A 15,787-nucleotide genomic window follows, 5' to 3' on the forward strand; every position below is an offset into this window, starting at 1 on the left:
GCCGAACCACCCGACAGCAGCCACACAACCGCAGGCCACACCCCAAGATCAACTTAAGCTACGCAGCATTGGGTCCAGGTCTGCGTTTCACGGCTGCGCGCCGCGCTGCGGGCCGTCGGCATCGGCGACGCACTGTCCACCCGGGCCGGTGGCTACCGGCTGACCGTCACCGACGGCGGCTGTGACTATGCCGAGTTCGCCGCGCTCGTCGGGCAGGCCCGCACCGCTGCCGCCGTCGGCGCACACCCGGCGGCGGCCGAATCGCTCCGTCGGGCTCTCGCACTGTGGCAGGGCGACCCGCTGACCGGTGCGGCTGGGATTTTCGTCGACGCGGCGGTCACCGCACTGGAGACGGAACGCCTCACCGCCCAGGAACTGCTGGCCGAGGCCGAGATCATGCAGGGACGGTACCCGGCGGCGATCGAGCTGCTCGGCCCGCTCGCCGCCGCGCACCCGCTGCGGGAACGGCTCGTCGCGACGCTGATGGTCGCCCTGGCCGGTCACGGCGAACAGGCACAGGCCCTTTCGCTGTACGGGCGGACCCGCGCCCGGCTGCGTGACGAGCTCGGCGTGACACCCGGGGCGGACCTGAGCCAGGCACACCTGCGGGTGCTGCGCCACGAGCTGCCCGGCCCGCCACCGGCCACGACAACAGGCCCGCCGCCGGCAGCGGTACCACCCGACCGGCCCGACCCGGCGCTTGTCCACTGGTCGGTGCACCCGCCCGCCCAGCTGCCGCCGGGTATCCCACGCTTCACCGGTCGCGCCGCCGCGCTCGCCGAGCTGGACGCGCTGCTGCCCGCCGAGCCGGCTCCCGCCCCGACCACGGTGGTGATCTCGGCGATCGGCGGAACCGCCGGGGTGGGCAAGACCGCGCTCGCCGTCCACTGGATGCACCGGGTCGCGGCCCGCTTCCCCGACGGGCAGCTCTACGCCAACCTGCGCGGTTTCGACCTCGACGGGCGCAGCGCCACCGCCGGCGAGGTGCTGCGCGGCTTCCTCGCCGCGCTCGGCGTACACCCACAGCAGATCCCGGCCGACCCGACGCAGCAGGCCGGCCTGTACCGCAGCCTGATGTACCGGCGTCGGATCGCGGTGCTGCTGGACAACGCCCGCGACGCCGAGCAGGTGCGCCCGCTGCTGCCCGGCGCACCCGGCTGCCTGGTCCTGGTCACCAGCCGGGACCGGCTCACCGGCCTGATCGTCGCAGAAGGCGCCCAGGCGTTGCCGCTGGACCTGCTCACCGTCGAGGAGTCCCGGCAGCTGCTCGCCGCCCGGATCGCGACCACCCCCGATCTCCCGCTCGCCGGGCACGCCGCCGATTTGGGCGGGACACCGGGCCAGTTGGTGCCATTCGCGGCGGTTGATCCGCGCACCGACGTACGGGTGGTCTTCTCCTGGTCGTACCGCACGCTCGACGCGGCGGCTGCCCGGCTGTTCCGGCTACTCGGCCTGCATCCCGGCCCGGAAGCGTCCGTCGCGGCGGCGGCGAGCCTCGCCGGTCTGCCGGTGCCGGCGGTCCGGCCGCTGCTGGCCACGCTCGTCGAGGCGAACCTGCTCACCGAACGCGGACCGGGTCGCTACGACCAGCACGATCTGCTGCGGGCGTACGGGGCGGAACTGGGTGGCACCGTGGACGCGGTCGACGAACGGGACGCCGCGGGTCGGCGGCTGTTGGACCACTACCTGCACACGGCACGCGCGGCCGACCTCGGCATCGACCCGTACCGGCTGGCGACACCGACGCCGCTGCCCAAACCTGATCCGGCGGTGACGGTCCCCGATCAGTCCGGACACGCCACGGCGCTGGCCTGGCTGCGCACCGAGCGGCCGGTGCTGCTCGCCGTGCTGCGGCTGGCCGCCGACGGCGGGCACGACTGGTACGCCTGGCAGCTCGCCGCTACCCTGGTCACCTTCCTGGACCGGCAGGGTCACTGGCACGACCTGGCCGCGTCGCAGGCGACCGCCCTGGCCGCCGCCCAGCGGGACGGGTCACTGGTCGGGCAGGTGCAGGCGCGTCGTGGGCTGGCGATCGCGTACACCTGGTTGGGCCGCACCGACGACGCCGCGGCCGAGTACCGCTGCGGCTTGGACCTCAACCGCGAGTTGGGCGACCGGGAAGGCCAGGCCGACGCGTACCTCGGACTCTGCTGGGTGCTGGCCCGGGCGGGCGATCTGGACGGCGCGTTGGGCCGGGCCCAGTCGGCGCTGGCGCTCTACCGTGCGGTCGGCTCACCGGCCGGGCAGGCGAAGGCGCTGAACAACAGTGGCTGGCTGCAGGCCCGACGCGGCGAGTTCGACGAGGCGCTGGCCTGCTGCGCGCAGGCCCTGGACCTGCACGAGCGGCACGGCGACCGGCACGGGGCCGCCCTGTCCTGGGACAATCTCGGCTACATCCGGCACCGACTCGGCGAGCACCGCACGGCGGCCGGCTGTTACCAGCGGGCGCTGGCGCTGCACCGCCGGCTCGGCGACCGGTACGACGAAGCCGACGTGCTGGTCAACCTGGGCGAGACGCAACAGGCCGCAGGTGACCGCGCCGCCGCGTTGGCGGCCTGGAGCGAGGCGCTCGGCATCTACGAGGACCTCGGCCACCCCGACGCCGAACAGGTCCGTCGCCGTATCGAGTGCTGATGGTCGCGTCGCGAAGGTCAGCTCGCGTACGCGGCGAGCAGTTGCAGCCGTTCGGCGGCGGCGCCGCCCGGTGCGGCGGTGTACGCGATCAGGATCGGCCCGGTGCGGCCCGGTGGCGTGTACGCGTCCCAGTCGAGTTGCAGTTCGCCGACCTGCGGATGCCGGAACGTCTTGCTGCCGTTGACCGACTCGCGGACGTCGTGGCGGGCCCAAAGTTTGCGGAACTCCTCGCTGCGGATGCTGAGCGTGCCGACGATCTCCTGGGCTCGCGGATGTTCTGGGTCGGCGGCGACCGACGCCCGCAGGAAGCCGAGGTAGTCCAGCACCGTCTCCCGCCAGCCGATGCACCGGCCGCGCGCCTCGGCGTAGCTGAACATGTCGATCAGGGCGTTGCTCGGGCCGATGCCCGGGTAGAGCGCGACAGCCATCGGGTTCCAGGCGAGCAGGTCCAGATGCCGGCTGATCACCACGGCCGGGGTGTGCAGGCTGTGCAGCAGCCGGTGGGTGCTCTCCGGGACGGTTTCCCGGGTGCGCCGCCGGGGTTTCGGTGGCTGCTGGGCGCGGCGGGCCAGGGCGCGCAGGTGCCGGGTCTCCTCTGCGTTGAGGGCGAGTGCGCGGGCGATGCCGGTCAGCACATCGTCGGACGGCCGTACCTCGCGGCCCTGCTCCATCCGCTGGTAGTAGTCGGTACTCACGCCGGCGAGCAGGGCCAGCTCCTCGCGGCGTAGGCCGGCGACCCGGCGGCGGGGGCCGGGTTCGAGGCCGATCTCCTCCGGCCGCAGCCGGGAGCGGCGGTTGCGCAGGAAGTCGGCCAGTTCACGGGTGTACGCCGTGGTCGTCACACCGCCAAGTGTGCCCGCCCGACGGGGCCGCAAGGTAGGTCCCGTGGTCCCAGGTCGGTGAGGTCTCTCCGGGTGTCCCCGCGGGTTCCTAACGTCGACGGTCATGCAGAACTGGACTGAAGCACAGATGCCTGACCAGCACGGTCGGCGCGCGGTGGTGACCGGGGCGAACTCGGGCGTGGGGCGGGTCACCGCGCTGGAGCTGGCCCGGCACGGCGCCGCCGTCGTGCTCGCGGTACGCAACGTAGCGGCCGGCGAGGAGGCGGCCGCCGGGATCCGGCGCGAGGTGCCGGGAGCCGAGATCGAGGTATGCAGACTCGATCTGGCCTCACTCGCGTCGATCCACGCCTTCGCCGCAGACTTCTCCGGGGGCCTCGATCTGCTGGTGAACAACGCCGGGCTGGTGCTGACCGGCCCGCGACCACCGCTGACCGTGGACGGCTTCGACCTGCAGATGGGGACGAACGCGCTCGGCCCGTACGCGCTGACTGGTCTGCTCCTCGACCGGCTGGCCGCAGGCAAGGAACCCCGGGTGGTCACGGTGTCGTCCATCGTGCACAGATGGCGCAATCTCGACCTGGCCGATCTGATGTCCGAGCGGTCCTACAGCGGCAACCGGGCGTACGCGATCTCCAAGCTGGTCGGCACGATTCTCGGCCTGGAGCTGGACCGGCGGCTGCGCGCCACTGGGTCGCCGGTGCTCAGCGTGCTCGCCCACCCCGGGATGACCCGCACCAACCTGACCCCGCGCGCGATGGCCAACCGTGGACGGTTGCTGCGCGCCAGCAGCCGGCTCATGTCGCTGGTCGTCAGCGCGGTCGAGGCCGGTGCCCGGCCGCAGCTGTATGCGGCGACCGCGCCCGGCGTACGGGGTGGGCAGTTCTTCGGGCCGGGTGGGTTCCAGCAGGTCCGGGGGCCGGTGACCGAGGTGCAGGCGAGCGTGCAGGCCCGCGACCCGGGAAACGGCCGACGGATGTGGGCGGCGGCAGCCCGGCTCACCCGCGTCAGATACCTGTGACCCACCGTTGCCGTCCGCGCTCGAAGTGAACGCGAATGTCCGGATCCGCATTATGGGCACGACGGTAGGTGATTTCGTCACACACCCCACAACCAGCACCGATTCGGTGATCACGTCTTCAAAAGGCGCAATATGCATTGACTTCTGTTGATGTACTGACGGTTGGGTGCGATGCTGGCGTGGAAGCGCTCCCGCACCAATCTCGAGCGCCCAAGAACGGAGGATGCACTGTGCGTTCACTCAGGCACGACCAACCCGGCCGGCAACCCCGGCCGGCCTCCCGCAGGCCCCTTCGAGTGCTTGTCCTGGCGCTCGCCATGGTGGCCAGCATCCTGCCCTTCGCCGGGGCGGCACAGGCCCACGGCACCATCATCAACCCGGCGAGCCGCGCCTACCAATGCTGGCAGGCCTGGGGCAACCAGCACATGAACCCGGCGATGCAGCAACAGGACCCCATGTGTTACCAGGCCTTCCAGGCCAACCCGGACACCATGTGGAACTGGATGAGCGCGCTCCGCGACGGCCTCGGCGGCCAGTTCCAGGCCCGCACTCCCGACGGCCAACTGTGCAGCAACGGCCTCTCCCGCAACAACAGCCTGAACCAGCCCGGAGCGTGGCGGGCGACCAACGTCGGCCGCAACTTCACGGTCCACCTGTACGACCAGGCCAGCCACGGCGCGGACTACTTCCGGGTGTACGTCAGCAAGAACGGGTTCAACCCGGCCACCCAGCGTCTCGGGTGGGGAAACCTCGACTTCATCACGCAGACCGGGCGGTACGCACCGTCGCAGAACATCTCGTTCAACGTCTCGACCTCGGGATACACCGGACGCCACATCGTCTTCGTCATCTGGCAGGCGTCGCACCTCGACCAGGCCTACATGTGGTGCAGTGACGTCAACTTCACCTGATCTACAAGACCGAACTCTCGGCACCTCCGGCCCAGGGCGTCGCCCTGGGCCGGAGGTGTGTCGCCGGCTGTCCGACAAGGCTGCCGGCCGTCCCACCGCCGGACGCCGTCGTGCGGGTGCCGATCTCGATACGATGGCCGACGTGACCCGTACGGATACGGCAGCCCGGGTGATGTCCGCCCCGGTCGAGCGCGCCTACGCCGCCCTGGTCGACCCGGCTGCGCTCACAGTGTGGCTGCCCCCGCAGGGAATGGCCGGCCGGTTCGAGCGGTTCGACGCCCGGCCCGGCGGCTCCTACCGGCTGGTCCTGACCTACGCGGACGCCTCGACCGCGCCTGGCAAGGCCACCGCCGACTCCGACGTCGTCGAAGCGCGCTTCGTCGACATCGTCCCCGGCGTACGGGTCGTGCAGGCCGTCGACTTCGTCTCCGACGACCCGGCGTACGCCGGCACCATGACCATGACCTGGGAAGTCTCGCCAGCCGGCAACGGAACCCGGGTGGCGATCCGCGCCGACGGCGTACCCGCCGGCATCCGCGCCGAGGACCACGCCGCCGGGCTCGCCTCGTCATTGGCAAATCTCGCTACGTACCTCGAGCAGTAGCCAAGCGGTGAGTCCGCCGATGAGCATTGCCGCGCTTCGTCCCCCTGGGCCGTGGACCGAGGCAGAGTACTTCGCGCTCGGCTAGACCCGAAGCGGAGCCCGTACCCATACCCGGCCCGGTCCGGACGGCTCGCGACCGTGCGACGTTGACATCAAGTCCAGTTGAGGTTGCAGACTTCGAGCGTGACGGACGGGGTGCTTGACGAGGCGTACGAACGAATCCTGGCGACCGGGCCGGAGCGGGACGGATGGCTGTCGAACCATGCGTCAATGGCCGCTGAGGCGCTCGCGTATCACGGGCGGGCCGACGCCGTTCATCGATGGTTGGACGGCTACGCCAACCGGCTCGAACCTCGACCACGCGGTGTCAGCCCGATTCCGGTGGAGCAGTGGCGCGACCCGCTCGGCGACCCGGTCCGCACCGGCGACTGGCTCGACTACTTCGATCGAGAGCTGGCTTTCGCCCCATGGCGGGAGGTGCTGACCCGGTGGTGGCCCCGCCTGCTGCCGGGCATCGCCGCCGGTGCCACGCACGGAGTGATCCGCGTCGGCCACGCCGTTCGGGCGCTGACCTACGCCGAAACCGCACCCCGGGTCGCCGAGCTGGGCCACGGACTCGCCTACTGGGCCGCCCGCTGGCAACCGCTCGCCGAGCCCGGCAGGGGCACGTATCCGAGCACGGATCCCCGATCGGCGCTCGACGCCGTTCCGAGGGTGCCGGACCAGAGGTACGGGATCCGCGCACGGCTGGCCCAGCTCGCCGACCTGCCCGACTGGCCGGCGGCAGCGGGCGCGGTGCCCGGCTGCGGGGCCGAGTCCGTGCCCAAGCGGTTGGCAGCGATCGTCGCAGCCGCCGTCGCCCGGCACGCCACACACGGGTACGCCAGGCCCGTGATGCTGGTACACGCCGCCACCGCGCCGAACGCCGTGCTCCGGGTACTGCCTGCGCTGCCCGATCGGCTCTGGGAACCGAGCCTCGCCGCTGCCTGGGCCGCGACGGCTGCGGTCACCGCTGCCTACTCCCCCACCGAGCCCAAGCCGGTGCCCGACCCGTTTCGCGAAGCTGGTCGTTCTGCGGGCTCGGCACCCGGCGAAGATCAGGCAGCCGAACTGTTCGAGGTCGCTGCCCGCACCACCGACCCACACGCGATCAAGTTCGCGGACACCGCCATGGACGTGAACGTCGACACCGGGGACCCGACCACACTCTTGCGAGCCCAGTACTGCGTCCAACTCATCGCATCTGACGACTGACCCAACCCGCCGATTCCCGGAGGTCCCTGTTTGGAGGGCTCTCATCGAACGGGTGTCCGGCCGGCTCGCCTCTGCTGGCCTGCGCTCGACCGAACCCGAACCCGAGCCCGAGCCCGGGTTGGGGGGCCGCGTTGGGTGGGTCAGCGTACGGCTGACGGGGTGTGGGTGACCAAGGCGGGCCAGGCGGCCGGCGCGCAGGCCAGGGTGCCGCCAGCCCGGTCCTTGGAAACGCGGACCAGCACCCGGCACGGCCGATAGCTTCGTTCGGGACACCGGGGCTACTTCAGACCCGTAGTGGCAATCCCCTTCACCAGGTACTTCTGACCGGCGATGAAGAAGCCGATGACGGGCGCGATGGACACGAAGGACATGGCGAACATCTGGGCCCACCGGCTTTGCCCCTCGGAGTCCACGAACTGGCGCAGCGCGAGAGGTACGGTGTACAACTCCGAGTCTGTGAGGTACAGCAGTGGACCGAAGAACTCGTTCCAAACAGCAATGAAGGTGAAGATGGCAGTGGTGGCGAACGCCGGCATGGACAGCGGCATGATTATCCGCCAGAAGATACCGAACGGCCCACAGCCGTCGATGCGGGCCGCCTCGTCCAGTTCGGTCGGCAACGCCCGCACGAACTGGACCATGAGGAAGATGTAGAAAGCGTCGGTAGCCAGGAAATGCGGGACGACGAGCGGATAGTAGGTGTTGATCCAGTCCAATTTTGCGAAAACTATGTACTGCGGCACCAGCAGGACATGACCAGGCAACATGAGGGTGCCGAGCATCAAGGCGAAGAACAGTTTCCGGCCAGTGAAATGAAGCCGGGCGAATCCATAGGCAGCAAGGGAACAGGAAACCAGATTTCCGATGATGGACAGCACCACCACGATAAACGAGTTGACCAGGTAGAGCCCGAAGGGATGGCCGAGCGCGTGCCAACCCTCGGAGTAGTTGCCGAAGTCCCAGGCGGACGGCCACAGCGAGGGGTCGGCGAAGACGAGTCCGCTGGGTTTGAGTGAGCTGGAGATCATCCACAGCAGCGGGTACGCCATGAGGATTCCGACGGCGCACAGCAGAACGTGCCGGGTGAATCTTGACCGGGGTGAGCTGCCGATGCGTTCGATGTAGCTGTCCGCGTTGACACTCGTGCGGGCCGGTGCCCGACTGCCGAAGATAGCCATGCTCGACCGATCGCTCAACTTTCGTAGAAGACCCAGTACTTGGCGGCGAGGAAGTTCATCGCGGTGAAGGCGGCGATGACGACCAGCAGCACCCAGGCCATCGCGGCGGCGTACCCCATCTCGAAGTAGTTGAATCCACGCTGATAGAGGTAGAGGTTGTAGAACAGCAGGGAGTCGGCGGGCGCCCCAGTTCCATTGCTCATGACGAACGCCTGGGTGAAGGTCTGGAACGAGCCGATCAGGGCGAGGACCAGGTTGAAGAAGATGATCGGGCTAAGCAGCGGCCGGGTGATGTGCCAGAACCGCCGGAACCGGCTCGCACCGTCGACAGCGGCTGCCTCGTAGTACACGACTGGAATCTGCCGGAGCCCTGCCAGAAAGATGACCATCGGTGCGCCGAACGTCCACAGGTGCAGCAGGATCAGCGTGACGAGGGTGTAGTCCGGATCGGTCACCCAGCTCGGGCTGCGGATGCCGAACCAACCGAGGAACCCCTGGACAACCCCTTCGTTGCCGAAAAGGTAGACCCAGACCAGGACCACCGCCACACTGCTGCCCAGCAGCGAGGGCAGATAGAACACGGCCCGGTAGATGGGCAGGCCACGGATGCCACGGTTGAGCATCATGGCGACGCCGAGCGCAACGGCGAGGGACAGCGGCACAGCCACGAACGTGTAGATGAAGGTGACCTTCAACGACTGGTGCAGCCGCTGGTCCTCGATCATCTCCCGGAAGTTCTGCAGGCCGATCCATTCTGGCGGGGTGATCAGGCGGTAGTCGGTGAAGGCGAGGTACAGCGAGGCGAAGAACGGGACGATGGTGAACAGCATCCCGACGAACCAGGGAAGCAGGAACAGGTAGCCGACCCGGTCCTTGCGCGGCTTGACGCGCGACGCGGGCGCCGTCATCCCGCGAGCGCGTCGCGGGCCTGGTCGATGAACGCAGCCGCGGCCTCGTTCGGCGTCTTCTTCTGGAACTCCACCTCGGCGGCGAGGGTCTGCATGATCGTGTTGAGTTTGGCACCGCCGGGCGGGAAGACCGGAGGAGCCGGCAGGTCCTCATGGCGCTGCATGTTGAGCATGAAGTCGGTGGCCGTCTGGTCTTCGGGCTCGAGCGTGGACCTGATCGCCTCGGTGACGGCGCTGCTGGCCGGCACTCCCCGGATGGTGCCGGTCAGTCTGGCTCCGGCGACGTCGTTGATCAGAAAGTCGATCAGCTTCAGGGATTCCTCGGGGTGCTCCGTGTCCGCCGAGATCGACCACAGGTGCGGGCAGCCGGGCGTGACGCCACGTCGCTGCTCGGTGGTCTCGCCGGGGTACTCCAGCAGGACGAGCTCGCCGTCGGGTACGGCTTCGTTGAAGACCAGGAACTGGTTCGAGGGTACGACCTGGGCGGCGACCTTGCCGAGCGCGAGATCACTCTTGTCGGGTGCCGATCCGGCAGTCTGGTCGTAGAAGCCGGCGGGAGGGAATCCACCCTCGGCGCGCATTCTCTCGATGAACGCGAGCCAGGAGGCGATTGATTCCTGGCTGGCGCCCAGGTCACCGTCTGCGGTGAAGAAGTTTTCGCCGCGTTGGGTGGCCCACGGGATGACGTTGCCCATGTTGAATGTTTCGAAGGAGACGCCGTAGATCTCACCCCCGGACGCCTCGGTGATCTGCTTCGCAAAGCTGGCCAGGTCGTCCCAGCTCCAGGTACTGCCGTCGGGAATGGCTACGCCGAGCCGGTCGGCGATCGTCTTGTTGATCACAAATCCTTGGGCGTTCAGTCCTGCCGGTACGCCCACCACCTTGCCGTCCACCGTGCCAAGTTTCCGTACGCTGTCGGCCATGCCACTCAGGTCGACGATGTCGTGCTGGGTGAGGTCCAACAGGGCGCCACGGCTGGCGTACTCGCCGATGCTGTCGTTGCGCATGGCCATCACGTCGGGCGGGTCACCAGCGGCGAAGCGGGTGTTCAGCTTGTCCCGGTAGGGGAAGGCATCCTGATACTCGGTGGTGAGCACGATGCCCGGGTTGTGCTGCCGAAAGACGTCCAACGCCGCCGCCGTCTTCTCGGCCCGGGTGATGTCGCCCCACCACACGAAGTTCAGCGGTATCTGCCCGTCGTCGCCGGGATCGTCGCCGCCGCCGAAGCGACCACATGCCGACAACCCCAGGGCAAGTCCAGCCAGACCGGCCAGGCGAAGCGCTTCACGTCGGGACACGTCGACGCCGGGGTGCCCAAGTCGTCGCATCGCACGATCCTTCCGGTGATTAGGGATTCGAGAGTGAATACCCCCGGCATGATTGTTCGCCGCTAGATTGATTACTGTCAAGGTGTCACTTCATGCAATGATCGAGTTTGGCCACCGGACCCCAAGAAACCGACCTTGACACGCGTAGACAGAGTTACTACTGTCAATGCATTTGCCCCAAATGTGAAGCCCTACCGGCGAGCACAGAGCCGGCGACCACAGAGCGACAACGACAAGGGACGGCACCGTGACGACCCGATCCTCGCGCAGCCCAGACACTGTCTCAGTAGGGACTCCGCGTGCCGAGCATCATGATCAATCAGTCGGCATCGGCGAGCGCGAGCCGCGCCTGTCCTGGCAACTCGATGACCACCCGCCCGGCTGGCGGCAGGAAGCGTACGAGATCGAGATCGTCGCACCGGATACCGGTACGACCATCCGGACCGGGCAGATCGTCAGCGCCGACAGCCTGCTCGTGCCGTGGCCAGCGGCTCCACTGCACTCACGCGCCCGACGGACGGTCCGGGTCCGAGTCTGGGGTACCGGTGCCGCACCCGCCACCCCGTCGGCGTGGAGCCCACCGCTAGCGCTGGAGACCGGCCTGCTGCGGCCCGACGACTGGTCGGCGTCGTTCATCGCGGCGGACGAGTCGTTCGACGAGGGCACCCCCTTGTTGCGCCACGAGTTCGTCGTGTCCGCCCCCGTGGCGTCGGCCCGTCTCTACGCGAGCGCACTCGGCCTGTACGAGCTGGAACTCAACGGCGACCGTGTGGGCGACCAGGCTTTCACCCCAGGCTGGACCAGCTACCACAGCCGACTGCGCTACCAGACCTTCGACGTCACCACCGCGCTACGACCCGGCCGCAATGCGATCGGCGGCTGGCTGGCCGACGGCTGGTACCGCGGCCGTCTGGGGTTCGGCGGGGGTGTCCGCAACATCTACGGCGACACGGTGGCGCTGCTGGCCCAGCTGGAGATCACGCATGCCGACGGCACCACCAGTCGGGTGGGCACCGGCCCGTGGTGGCGTTGCGCCCGCGGCCCGATCCGGTCGTCGGACATCTACGACGGCGAGCACCACGACGCCCGGTTGGAGCTGCCCGGCTGGTCCCGCGCCGGCTTCGACGACTCGGGATGGCGTCCGGTACGCGTCGTCCCCCGTGACCTGGCTACGCTGGTGGCCCCGACCGGGCCCGCCGTTCGCCGCACCGGGGCGATGACGCCGGTCTCGATCCGACCCGCCCCGTCGGGGTCGACGATCGTCGACTTCGGCCAGAACCTGGTCGGCCGGCTACGTATCGTGGTCACCGGCCCGCAAGGCTCGACCGTCCGGCTGCGGCACGCCGAAGTGTTGCAGGACGGAGAGCTCTGCCTGCGTCCGCTGCGGACCGCCAGCGCAACCGATGAGTACGTGCTACGCGAGGGCGGCGAACAGAGCTGGGAGCCCCGGTTCACGTTCCACGGGTTCCGCTACGCCGAGGTGACCGGCGAAGCTCGGCTGATCTCTGCGACCGCCCTTGTCTACCACACCGACATGCGCCGGACCGGCGAGTTCCACTGCTCCGATCCGCAGCTCGAACAGCTGCACCGAAACGTGGTGTGGAGCATGCGGGGCAACTTCCTCGACGTACCGACCGATTGCCCGCAACGCGACGAACGGCTCGGTTGGACCGGCGACCTGCAGGTCTTCGCAACCACCGCCGCCTACCTCTACGACTGCGCCGGCATGCTGCGTTCCTGGCTGCGGGACCTCGCCGCCGAGCAGCTTGCCGACGGCACGGTGCCACTGATAGTACCGGTGATTCCCACCGGCAAGTGGGACTCGCTACGCGCGGTGGCAGTGTGGGGCGACGCGGCGGTGCTCGTACCGTGGGCGTTGTACTGGCAGTACGGCGACGTCCAGATCCTGCGCGACCAGTACGCGAGCGCGAAGGCATGGGTCGACGCCGTCACCGGACGGGCCGGCGACGACCACGTCTGGGACACCGGGGACCAGCTGGGCGACTGGCTCGATCCGGCCGCACCGGCCGACGATCCCGCCGCCGCCAAGGCCGACCCGCACCTGGTCGCTACCGCCTACTACGCGAGGTCGACGGGGGTCCTCGCGCAGATGGCCCGGCTCGTCGACCGCCCCGACGACGCAGAGCACTACGCCGTGCTGGCCGAGCGGATCGCCGCCGGCTTCGCCCGGCGCTGGGTGCAGCCGTCCGGGCTGCTGAGCAACGACTGCCAGACCGGGTACGCGCTCGCGTTGCGCTTCGGCCTCGTACCCGAAGGTAGGCCCCGGGAGCGGGCCGCGCGCCGGCTCGTCGAGCTGGTCCGCGCCGCCGGCCACCGAATCGGGACCGGTTTCGCCGGCACGCCGAACATCTGCGACGCGCTGGCCGAGAACGGGCAGCTGGACACCGCGTACGCGCTGCTGACCCAGCGCACATGCCCGTCCTGGTTGTACCCGGTCGCCCAGGGCGCCACCACCGTCTGGGAACGATGGGACAGCATCCTGCCTGACGGCACCATCCACCCTGGCCGGATGCTGTCGTTCAACCACTACGCCCTCGGTGCCGTGGCCGACTGGCTGCACCGCACGGTCGCCGGCCTCGCCCCGGCCGAGCCCGGATACCGGCGGATCCTGGTGCGGCCACGGCCGGGCGGCGGGCTCACCCACGCCGCCACGGCCTGCCACACCCCGTTCGGGCGCGCCGCGGTGGCCTGGCGAAGTGACGGCGACTCACTGGTCGTCGACGTCGAGGTACCGCCGGGCACCACGGCATTGGTCGAGCTACCTGGGCGGCCACGCCGTTCGGTGGGACCCGGGGCCCACCGGTTCCAGGCGGGCCCAGGCGACAACCACGACGGCACCGACGACGACAGCGCGGGTGTCGGCAGTGCCGAACCGACTGCTCAACGCGCGCCCTGATCCCGGGCGAAGCGACGCAGCTTGGCGAAGAAGTCTTCGAACAGGAAGCGCGAATCGATATTGTGGTACACGCGGATCGGGCGGTACTCCGTGGTGAAATCGTAGCTACCGTCGTATCGGAAGCCAAGCCCGGGACGATAGCTGAACTGCCCTGCGGCCGGGTTGAGGATGATCCCGACGGCTGGCGAGTCACCGAGTCGGTGGTACTCGCTCTCGACGCCCGAACTCTTTTTGCTCCATTCCACCAGTTGGTCGTACAGATACTTGCCGAGCGGCCCGCACGGTGCGACCTTCTCCTCCAGCTCCGCGTAGCTGACGGCGGTCATTGCGTACGTCGACCGGGGCACCTGCCAAACGGTGAGTGAGGAACGAAAGACGATGTTGGCGGCAATCATGTCGTTGGAGAGGTTGAACTCGGGCTTGTCCGGCACCGGGTCGCGGCCGTCGTAGTCGGCTCCCCCGATCCACACCACGACGACGTCGCGTTCGGCGATTCGCGGCTCCATCAACAGCGCCGCAGCCATGTTCGTCAACGGCCCGAAGAAGGCCACGTAGAGCGGCCCATCGGCATCGGTCCGCATCGCCTCCTCGATGATCAGCTCAGCACCGGCGGACGGCACCGGGATCTGGTACGTCGGCAGGGCGTGCGCCGCGCCGTTGGCCACCCGTACCGAGTCCTGCATGCCGAGATACTCCAACAGGAGGTCGATCTCGGCGCGGCTGTCCGCCATGCTTTGTTGGCTGCGCCCGGGGCGCTGCCCGAAATGGGCTGCGATGACGCCCCGAATGTCGAGACTGGGCGAGAGTAGGGCGTGCACGATCGCATACTGGTCGTCGGCTTCGTTCTTGGCGTCGGTATCGACGATTACTCGCCGGCGGGGCCGTGTTGCGCTCATCCCGAGGGTCACCTTCCGAGAGTCGGCGTTGCTCAGCGTTGAGCGGCCCGGAATCCCACAGCGACCAGTCGGACCGCACCCGACCCAACAGATCGACGTTCATGATGCTGTTGTTGTCGCGACCGTAGCCCCGGACAGTATCGAGTGTCAAGATTCGACCCCACTACGAATGTCAGGAGCGGTCCTTCATCCGCAGCGCCATGGTCGGCGCGTCGGCCATCACCGATGTCGGATTCGACACCCCGCCGGTGGCCCAGACCTTCGACCTGGCGATGTGCACCCCGGGGTAGAGCTCGACGATGTCGGCGGCCTGCAACGGCCGGGCCTGACGTTTGATGGTGCGGCGCTCGTCGTCGTCGGGTGAGCCGCCCGGTCGTACCCCGGTGCCGTTGGTGCTGACGTCCTGGATCACCAGCTCCCTGCCGTGCAGCTCGAACCGTACGTGGCTGCGGCTGATCCAGCGCCGCGCCTCCTCGGTGAGCCACTGGCCGAGCATGATGCCGTCGCCGCCCTCGGGTGCCCGGCCGACCACCACGGCGTGGTTGGCGGAGACCACGAACCGTTGGCGGACCACACCGTCGATCCGGATCGACAGCACCTCGGCCGGCGGGCGGGCACCCGCCTCGGTGAGCCGTTCCCCGTGGCGCGGGCAGGTCGGGTGACCGGTGCGCAGCGTCGGCGGCGGCTGACCGCCGGGTCGGCCGACCCGCATCCGTCCGAACAGTGCGCATTCGGGGTCGGGGCAGCTCCACAGCCGGACCAGCAGCTGGGCTCCGTTCGGCGACGGTTCGGCGGTCGCCGGGGTGCTGCCGCCGCCGGCGCGGGCGACCAGGGCGGGCCCGCCGTGGCCGGGCAGCGGGGCGAGCAGCCGACCGGGCTGGCCGAGCCACGGGTAACGCCCGTGGAGGCCCTCGAAGCGGTTGCGGCTGAGTACCGGCAGGCCGAGCAGCTCGGCGACTTCCAGCATCCGGTCCGCGGGCTCGGCGAGCACCTCGACGAGGCCGTCGTCGGCCCACCTACGGGCGACCATCCGCTCGTTGGAGGTGAGGTCGGCGTCGGAGAGCAGGCCACGGTGCACGACGACGTACACCGGAACGTTCTCCTCGGCGACGCTGCGGCCGAGGGCGTCGACGAGCTGCCCGAGCCGGAGCATGTTGGCCGGGCGGCCGTTGTCGAAGTCGACGTACCGGACGACCTCGACCAGGTCGACTACGGCGCGCGCGGTCGCCGGGTCGGTGCTCAACCGGCGCTCGATCGCGTCGAGTACCTTGCTGACCTCGAATCTCACCGTACGCCC

General features: G+C 69.2%; 13 protein-coding genes. 6 read left to right on the forward strand and 7 right to left on the reverse strand.

Annotated elements, in window-relative coordinates:
- The first annotated feature begins 159 nt into the window (after positions 1-159).
- Complete coding sequence (locus ACFHVL_RS22185) at positions 160-2,634, forward strand: ATP-binding protein (RefSeq protein ID WP_416630403.1); 2,475 nt, start codon at positions 160-162, stop codon at positions 2,632-2,634.
- Between the two features lie 17 nt (positions 2,635-2,651).
- Here ACFHVL_RS22185 and ACFHVL_RS22190 read toward each other — a convergent pair whose 3' ends face one another.
- Positions 2,652-3,476 (reverse strand): helix-turn-helix domain-containing protein, encoded by an 825-nt coding sequence (locus ACFHVL_RS22190; protein WP_416630349.1) that lies wholly within the window; start codon positions 3,474-3,476, stop codon positions 2,652-2,654.
- A 103-nt stretch (positions 3,477-3,579) separates the two neighbouring features.
- Here ACFHVL_RS22190 and ACFHVL_RS22195 point away from each other — a divergent pair, with 103 nt between their 5' ends.
- From ACFHVL_RS22195 to ACFHVL_RS22210, 4 genes are all read left to right on the forward strand, one after another.
- On the forward strand, positions 3,580-4,494 hold the full coding sequence (locus ACFHVL_RS22195) for an oxidoreductase (RefSeq protein ID WP_416630350.1): 915 nt from the start codon (positions 3,580-3,582) through the stop codon (positions 4,492-4,494).
- 296 nt (positions 4,495-4,790) lie between these two features.
- Positions 4,791-5,405: a lytic polysaccharide monooxygenase auxiliary activity family 9 protein gene (locus ACFHVL_RS22200; protein ID WP_416630351.1), complete on the forward strand. Its 615-nt coding sequence runs from the start codon at positions 4,791-4,793 to the stop codon at positions 5,403-5,405.
- A 142-nt stretch (positions 5,406-5,547) separates the two neighbouring features.
- On the forward strand, positions 5,548-6,009 hold the full coding sequence (locus ACFHVL_RS22205) for an SRPBCC family protein (protein WP_416630352.1): 462 nt from the start codon (positions 5,548-5,550) through the stop codon (positions 6,007-6,009).
- Between the two features lie 183 nt (positions 6,010-6,192).
- Positions 6,193-7,263, forward strand: a complete 1,071-nt coding sequence (locus ACFHVL_RS22210; protein ID WP_416630353.1) for a hypothetical protein — start codon at positions 6,193-6,195, stop codon at positions 7,261-7,263.
- A 140-nt stretch (positions 7,264-7,403) separates the two neighbouring features.
- Here ACFHVL_RS22210 and ACFHVL_RS22215 read toward each other — a convergent pair whose 3' ends face one another.
- Genes ACFHVL_RS22215 through ACFHVL_RS22230 form a run of 4 tightly spaced genes read right to left on the reverse strand, consistent with a single transcriptional unit; the run spans position 7,404 to position 10,677 of the window.
- Positions 7,404-7,505, reverse strand: a complete 102-nt coding sequence (locus ACFHVL_RS22215) for a DUF397 domain-containing protein (RefSeq protein ID WP_416630354.1) — start codon at positions 7,503-7,505, stop codon at positions 7,404-7,406.
- 36 nt (positions 7,506-7,541) lie between these two features.
- Entirely contained in the window at positions 7,542-8,441 is a 900-nt protein-coding gene (locus ACFHVL_RS22220; RefSeq protein ID WP_416630355.1) for a carbohydrate ABC transporter permease, read from the reverse strand.
- Positions 8,442-8,455: 14 nt separating this feature from the next.
- Positions 8,456-9,349, reverse strand: coding sequence for a carbohydrate ABC transporter permease (locus ACFHVL_RS22225; RefSeq protein WP_416630356.1), 894 nt, complete (start codon positions 9,347-9,349; stop codon positions 8,456-8,458).
- Complete coding sequence (locus ACFHVL_RS22230) at positions 9,346-10,677, reverse strand: ABC transporter substrate-binding protein (protein ID WP_416630357.1); 1,332 nt, start codon at positions 10,675-10,677, stop codon at positions 9,346-9,348. Before ACFHVL_RS22230 ends, ACFHVL_RS22225 begins: the two co-directional genes overlap by 4 nt.
- 247 nt (positions 10,678-10,924) lie before the next feature.
- Between ACFHVL_RS22230 and ACFHVL_RS22235 the strand changes: the two genes are divergently transcribed.
- Positions 10,925-13,594, forward strand: a complete 2,670-nt coding sequence (locus tag ACFHVL_RS22235) for a family 78 glycoside hydrolase catalytic domain (RefSeq protein ID WP_416630358.1) — start codon at positions 10,925-10,927, stop codon at positions 13,592-13,594.
- Here ACFHVL_RS22235 and ACFHVL_RS22240 read toward each other — a convergent pair.
- Both ACFHVL_RS22240 and ACFHVL_RS22245 read right to left on the reverse strand, forming a co-directional pair.
- The gene (locus ACFHVL_RS22240) at positions 13,579-14,502 is read right to left on the reverse strand and encodes a nucleoside hydrolase (RefSeq protein ID WP_416630359.1); all 924 of its coding nucleotides are present in this window, start codon (positions 14,500-14,502) and stop codon (positions 13,579-13,581) included. The genes ACFHVL_RS22235 and ACFHVL_RS22240 overlap by 16 nt on opposite strands.
- 160 nt (positions 14,503-14,662) lie before the next feature.
- A complete protein-coding gene (locus ACFHVL_RS22245; protein WP_416630360.1) occupies positions 14,663-15,778 on the reverse strand; it encodes an FHA domain-containing protein in 1,116 nt (371 codons plus the stop codon).
- Positions 15,779-15,787 lie beyond the last annotated feature (9 nt).

Origin of the sequence: Micromonospora sp. LOL_023, from assembly GCF_048060115.1 — a bacterium.
Lineage (GTDB): Bacteria > Actinomycetota > Actinomycetes > Mycobacteriales > Micromonosporaceae > Micromonospora_E.

Bases quoted from the DNA above. Each gene is read 5' to 3' on its own strand.
- ACFHVL_RS22195 (WP_416630350.1), top strand. From the start codon at position 3,580: ATGCAGAACTGGACTGAAGCACAGATGCCTGACCAGCACGGTCGGCGC.
- ACFHVL_RS22220 (WP_416630355.1), bottom strand. From the start codon at position 8,441: ATGGCTATCTTCGGCAGTCGGGCACCGGCCCGCACGAGTGTCAACGCG.
- ACFHVL_RS22225 (WP_416630356.1), bottom strand. From the start codon at position 9,349: ATGACGGCGCCCGCGTCGCGCGTCAAGCCGCGCAAGGACCGGGTCGGC.
- ACFHVL_RS22230 (WP_416630357.1), bottom strand. From the start codon at position 10,677: ATGCGACGACTTGGGCACCCCGGCGTCGACGTGTCCCGACGTGAAGCG.